The 6,766-nt window shown below is 70.1% G+C and carries 2 protein-coding genes; both read left to right on the top strand.

Going from position 1 to position 6,766, the window contains the following annotated elements; genetic code table 11:
• Positions 1-1,896, top strand: a 1,896-nt coding sequence (locus tag AB0N81_RS41865) for an SDR family NAD(P)-dependent oxidoreductase (RefSeq protein ID WP_365368172.1), incomplete at its 5' end; no start/stop codon positions are given.
• Between the two features lie 86 nt (positions 1,897-1,982).
• A partial coding sequence (locus tag AB0N81_RS41860; protein WP_365368170.1) for a beta-ketoacyl synthase N-terminal-like domain-containing protein occupies positions 1,983-6,766 on the top strand: 4,784 nt, incomplete at its 3' end.

The raw sequence follows: 6,766 nt of genomic DNA, 5'->3' as shown, positions 1-6,766 counted from the left end.
TCCGGTGGTGTGGGGATGGCGGCGGTGCATGTGGCGCGTCATCTGGGTGCTGATGTGTTCGGCACGGCGAGTCCTGGCAAGTGGGATGCGGTGCGCGGGCTGGGTCTGCCGGACGGGCGGATCGCCAACTCGCGGACGTTGGACTTCCGGGAGTCGTTCCTTGCCGCCACGGATGGCCGAGGCATGGATGTCGTACTGGATGCGCTGGCGCGGGAGTTCGTGGACGCCTCGTTGGATCTGTTGCCGCGTGGCGGTCGGTTCGTGGAGATGGGCAAGACCGACATCCGTAATCCGGAGCAGGTCGCCCAGGGTCATCCCGGGGTCGTCTACCAGTCCTTCGATGTCATGGATGACGCGGGACCGGACAAGCTCGCGGAGATGTTCGGCGCACTGCACGTGCTGTTCGAGAAGGGCACGCTTCCCGCGCTGCCGGTGCGTGTGTGGGACGTGCGGCAGGCGCCGGACGCCTTCCGTTACCTACAGCAGGCCCGTCACACCGGCAAGGTGGTGCTGCGCATGCCGGTTGAGCCGGACCCGCGGGGCACGGTGTTGGTGACGGGTGCGGGCGGCGCGCTGGGCACGCTCCTGGCCCGTCATCTGGCAACTCAGCATGGGGTACGTCATCTGCTCCTTGCCTCCCGTCGTGGTGAGGCGGCGCCGGGCGCGGCGGAACTGGTCGCGGAACTGTCCGTGTTGGGCACGCAGGTGACCTGGGTGGCTTGTGATGTCTCTGACCGGAAGGCGCTGGCCGATGTCCTGGATGCCATTCCCGTCGATCGTCCGTTGACGGGTGTGGTGCACGCGGCGGGTGTCCTGGACGACGGTCTGCTGGAGTCCCTCACCCCGGAGCGGCTGCGTCACGTACTGGCGCCGAAGGCGGAGGCGGCCCGGCACCTGGACGAGTTGACGCGTACGGCGGATCTCGCCTTGTTCGTACTGTTCTCCTCGGCCGCGGGCACCTTCGGCAACCCGGGCCAGGCCAACTACGCCGCCGCCAACGCCTACTTGGACGCGCTGGCAGCGCAGCGTCGGGCGTCCGGGCTTCCGGCCACCTCACTGGCCTGGGGCCTGTGGGACCTGGAGGCGGGTGGTATGGGCGGCACGTTGGCCGAGGCCGACCGGGCCCGGATGGTGGAGTCGGGCACGGCTGCCCTCACGGGTGAGCAGGGCCTGGCCCTCTACGACACCGCGCTCACCCTCCCCGAAGCGGCCCTGGTGCCCATGCACCTGGACACCGCCAAGGCGGTCAAGGCCATGCGGCCGGGAGAGGAGCTCGACCCTCTGCTGCGGGCGCTGGTCCGCACCCCGGCCCGTCGTACTGCGCGGGCCGCAGGGCAGGGGAGTGGCGCTGGCGGGCAGAAGCTGGCTGAGCGTCTGGCGGCGATGGACGCCAGGGCCCGTAACGAGTACCTGCTCGACCTGGTCCGTACCGCCGCCGCCGCCGTACTCGGCCACGCGGCCGGCGAGGCGATCGCCCCGGATCTGCCGTTCAAGGATCTCGGCTTCGACTCGCTGACGGGCGTCGAGTTCCGCAACCGCCTCACCACCGAGACGGGCATCCGCCTTCCGGCCACCCTCGTCTTCGACTACCCGACCCCGGACGCACTCGCCGGGTTCCTCCACGCCGAACTGCTGCCGCACGCCGACACCGAGGACGAGTCCGGCTCGGCCGACCACGAGGACAAGGTGCGGGCGTCACTGGCCGCCATCCCGCTGGCCCGGTTGCGTGAGGCAGGCCTGCTGGAAGCGCTGCTCGAACTCGCCGGCCACAAGCCCGAAGCCGACGGCCCCGTGCCGGAGGCCGCTGACGAGGGCGGCACGAGCGCCGGCGAATCGATCGACGACATGGACACCGAGAGCCTCATCGAGAGGGCGCTCGAAGGAATGGACATCTGATGACGGGGACGACGGGAACGGCGGGGACGACGGGGCCCTCGGGAACTTCGGGGACCACGGGTACGACGGGGATGAGCGAGGACAAGGTGTCTGCACCGAACGAAAAGCCCGTGGCGCACGGCAAGCCGACGGCGGACGGCAAGCCCGTGGCGGGCGGCAAGCCCGCGGCGCACGGCAAGCCCGCGGCGGGCGGCAAGCCCGCGACTGACGGCAAGCCCGCGACTGACGGCAAGTCCGCGGGGAACGACAAGCTCGTGAACGCCTTGCGCGCTTCCCTCAAGGAGACGGAGCGGCTGCGCGAGCTGAACCGGCGCCTCTCGGCGACCGCGCACGAGCCGGTCGCGATCGTCGGGATGGCGTGCCGCTTCCCGGGCGGGGTCTCCTCGCCGGAGGACCTGTGGAAGCTGCTCTCCACGGGCCAGGACGCGATAGGCGGATTCCCGCTGGACCGTGGCTGGGACGTGGAGGGCCTCTACGACCCGGACCCGGACGCCCCGGGCAAGACCTACTCGAACGAGGGCGGATTCCTCTACGAGGCGGGCCGCTTCGACGCGGAGTTCTTCGGGATCAGCCCGCGCGAGGCGCTGGCCATGGACCCGCAGCACCGGATCCTCCTGGAGACGTCGTGGGAGGCTCTTGAGCGGGCCGGCATCGAGCCGCAGACCCTGCGGGGCACCCCCACCGGCGTCTTCCCCGGCATCATCTACAACGACTACAGCGAGGTGCTTGCCCGTTCCGCGCAGCGGGACACCGAGGGCTTCATGGGCGTGGGCGGCAGTCTCGCCTCGGGCCGTGTGTCGTACACGTTGGGTCTTGAGGGTCCCGCGGTGTCGGTGGACACGGCGTGTTCGTCATCGCTGGTATCCGTACATCTGGCTGCGCAGGCGCTGCGCAGCGGCGAGTGCTCGCTCGCCCTTGCGGGCGGCGTGACCGTGATGTCGACGCCCGACACCTTCGTCGAGTTCAGCCGTCAGCGGGGGCTCGCGGCGGATGGCCGGTGCAAGGCGTACGCGGAGGGCGCGGACGGCACGGGCTGGGGCGAGGGCGTCGGCGTACTCGTCCTGGAGAAGCTCTCCGACGCGCGGAAGAACGGCCACCGCGTGCTGGCCGTCGTCCGTGGCACCGCCGTCAACCAAGACGGTGCCAGCAACGGCATCACCGCCCCCAACGGCCCCGCCCAGCAGCGCGTCATCCGCCAGGCCCTGGCCTCCGCACGCATCTCGGCCGACCAGGTCGACGCCGTGGAGGGGCATGGGACCGGGACGCGGCTGGGTGACCCGATCGAGGTGCAGGCGCTGTTGGCCACGTACGGGCAGGGTCGGGCGGAGGGTGAGCCGTTGTGGCTGGGTTCGGTGAAGTCGAATCTGGGTCATACGCAGGCGGCTGCTGGTGTTGCGGGGATCATGAAGATGGTCTTGGCGATGCAGCACGAGGTTCTTCCGGCGACGTTGCATGTGGATGCGCCAAGTTCGCAGGTGGACTGGGCTGCGGGTGAGGTGCGGCTGCTGACGCAGGCGCGGGAGTGGCCTGCGGGGGAGCGGGTGCGACGAGCTGGTGTCTCGTCCTTCGGCATCAGCGGCACCAACGCCCACGTGATCGTCGAGGAAGCTCCCGCGCTCGCGTCGGGTGACGAGCCGTCCGCCGTACGGGAGTTGGGGGCCGTACCGTGGGTGCTGTCCGGCAAGACGGCGGAGGCGGTACGGGGTCAGGCGGCGCGGCTTCTGTCGTATGTGAGTGAGCGGTCGGAGGTTGATCCGGCTGGGGTCGCTCTGTCGTTGGTGACTGAGCGGGCGGCATTCGCGCATCGGGCCGGTGTGGTGGCCAGTGACAGGGAGACGCTTCTCGCTGGTCTTCAAGCGGTTGTGGATGGTGACGCGCCGTTGCGGGGTCTGGCGGCCGGTGGACGACTGGCTCTGCTGCTGACGGGCCAAGGGAGTCAACGCCCCGGAATGGGGCGTGAGTTGTATGGCGCTTTCCCGGTGTTCGCTGCTACGTGGGACGAGGTGTGTGCCGCGCTCGACGTGCACCTGGATCAGCCGCTTGCTGAGGTTGTCTTCGGTGCGGATGCGCAGGTGCTGGATGCGACCGGGTTCACGCAGCCCGCGCTGTTCGCGTTCGAGGTGGCGCTGTTCCGGCTTATCGAGTCGTGGGGTGTGCGTGCCGATGTTTTGGCGGGTCATTCCATAGGCGAGCTGGCGGCTGCTTACGTTGCCGGGGTCTGGTCGCTGGACGACGCGGCACGGCTGGTCTGCGCTCGGGGCCGGTTGATGCAGGACCTTCCGGTCGGTGGGGCGATGTGTGCGGTACAGGCCGGTGAGGACGAGGTACGGGCGGCTCTGGTCGACGGGGTCGACATCGCTGCGGTGAACGGGCCTGCCTCCCTGGTGATCTCTGGCACTGAGGCTGCCGTGGACGACGTCGCCGCACACTTCGCTGGGTTGGGTCGGAAGACGAAGCGCCTTTCGGTCAGCCACGCTTTCCACTCCTCGCTGATGGAGCCGATGCTGGCCGAGTTCGGTGAGGTCGCTGCCGGTCTCACGTACGAGCGGCCGCGTCTGGCCCTCGTATCGACGCTGACGGGCCAGGTCCTCTCGTACGAGGAACTGTCGGACCCCGAGTACTGGGTGCGTCACGTGCGCGGCACCGTCCGGTTCGCCGACGCGGTGAACACCCTCGCCGGGCAGGGTGTGAGCACCTTCCTGGAGGTGGGACCGGACGCGGTACTGACCGCGATGGCCGCCGAAACCCTCACCGACAGCGACGCCACACTGATCCCGGCCCTGCGCCGTGACCGGGCCGAGACTCAGGCGCTGACCGAAGCGATCACTCGACTCCACCTGCACGGCACGTCCGTCGACTGGCCCGCCTTCTTCGACGGCACCGGCGCCACCCGCGTCGACCTGCCCACGTACGCCTTCCAACACCGCCCGTACTGGCCCCGCGTCGTCGCGGGCACCGGTGACGCCGCAAGTCTTGGGCTGTCCGCTGCCGGACACCCCGTGCTGTCCGCGGCGGTTGAGCTTCCGGACTCCGATGGCGCGTTGTTCACCGGGCGTCTGTCGCTGGCGTCGCATGCGTGGCTTGCGGATCACGTGGTCGGTGGCACGGTCGTCGTGCCGGGTGCGGCGTTGGTTGAGATGGTGGTGCGGGCCGGCGACGAGGTTGGCTGTGGCACGGTCGAGGATCTGACGCTGCATGCTCCGCTGGTTCTGGATGAGCGTGGTGCGGTGGTGCTGCGGGTCCAGGTCGCCGAGGCCGATGAGAACGCGCGGCGGGCTGTCACTGTGCACTCGCGTCCGGACGACGCGGCGGACGTGCCGTGGACCCGGCATGCCGAGGGTGTGCTGGTCGATGGCGTGGCGGAGGCGGACTTCGATCTGGCGGTGTGGCCGCCGGCCGGTGCGGAGCCAGTCGCGATCGAGGGGCTGTACGCGGAACTCGCCGCGTCAGGGTTGGAGTACGGGCCTGTCTTCCAGGGCCTCGAGGCTGCCTGGCGCCACGGGGACGATGTGCTGGCCGAGGTCGTCCTGCCCGACGGAGTGGAGTCCGACGGGTTCGGGCTGCACCCGGCGCTCCTCGACGCCGCCCTGCACGGCATCGGGCTGAGCCCGCAGGCGGGCGAGGGTGCCGAACTGCCCTTCTCCTGGAGCGATGTCACCTTGCACGCGGCTCAGGCGGGTGCGTTGCGGGTGCGGATCACGCCCGGCGGTTCGGGGTGGGTGCTGCGGCTTGCCGACAGCGCGGGCGCCCCCGTGGCTACGATCGGCTCGCTCGCACTGCGGCCCGTGAACGCGCAGGACCTCCGGGCGACCGCGACGTCGGCCGCCGCCTCAAGGTTCCGTTCACTGTTCCGGGTGGAGTGGCGGGAGTTGACCGCTTCGGGGAACGCGGCGTCGGATGAGCACGGTTCGGATGAGCGGGATGCTGATCTGACGGTGGTGTCCTTCTCCGGTGACGGCGACGGCGACGGTGACGGTGACGTCGATGGTGAGGCAGTCGGCGCGGGCGCCGTGGCTGGGCGTGCGTTGGAGGTTGTGCAGGAGTGGCTGGCGGCCGGGCATGGGGATGGTGCGCGGCTGGTGGTCGTGACCTGTGGTGCGGTGGCTGCTGTCGCGGGTGATGGGGTGCCGGACGTGGCGGCTGCTGCTGTGCGTGGTCTGGTTCGTTCTGCGCAGGCCGAGCACCCGGGTCGGATCGTGTTGGTGGACACCGACGGCCGGAACGAGTCGCTGGCCGTGCTGCGGTCCGTGGTGTCCGACCACTCCGATCGTGAGCCGCAGTTGGCGGTTCGGTCCGGTCGGGCGTTCGCGGCCCGGCTGGTGCGGGTCGGTGAGGCGGCGTTGGAGGTTCCTGGGGCCGGCGGCAGCCCGTGGCGGGTGGACTTTGAGGCGACGGGGACGTTGGACAGTTTCCGGGTGGCGGAGTTTCCCGAGGCGTCGGCAGAGTTGGGGCCGGGTGAGGTGCGGGTGGCGATCCGTGCGGCCGGGGTGAACTTCCGTGATGTGCTGAACGTGTTGGGCATGTATCCGGGCGATGCGGGACTGTTGGGTCTCGAGGCGGCCGGTGTGGTCATCGAGACCGGTCCCGGCGTACGTGAACTCGCCGTCGGCGACCGCGTCATGGGTCTCTTCTCCGGAGCCTTCGGCCCCCGGGCCGTCGTGAACCAGCAACTGCTCGCCCCCATGCCGCAGGGTTGGTCGTTTGCTGAGGCGGCGGCGGCTCCGGTGGCGTACCTGACGGCGTACTACGCGTTGGTGGATCTGGCGGGTCTGGGTGCGGGTGAGTCGGTGCTGGTGCATGCCGCGTCCGGTGGTGTGGGGATGGCGGCGGTGCATGTGGCGCGTCATCTGGGTGCTGATGTGTTCGGCAC

Origin of the sequence: Streptomyces sp. NPDC093510 (assembly GCF_040683555.1) — a bacterium.
Lineage (GTDB): Bacteria > Actinomycetota > Actinomycetes > Streptomycetales > Streptomycetaceae > Streptomyces.
Note: the sequence above shows the minus strand (reverse complement) of the source record. Positions and strands in the feature narration are given on the sequence as shown.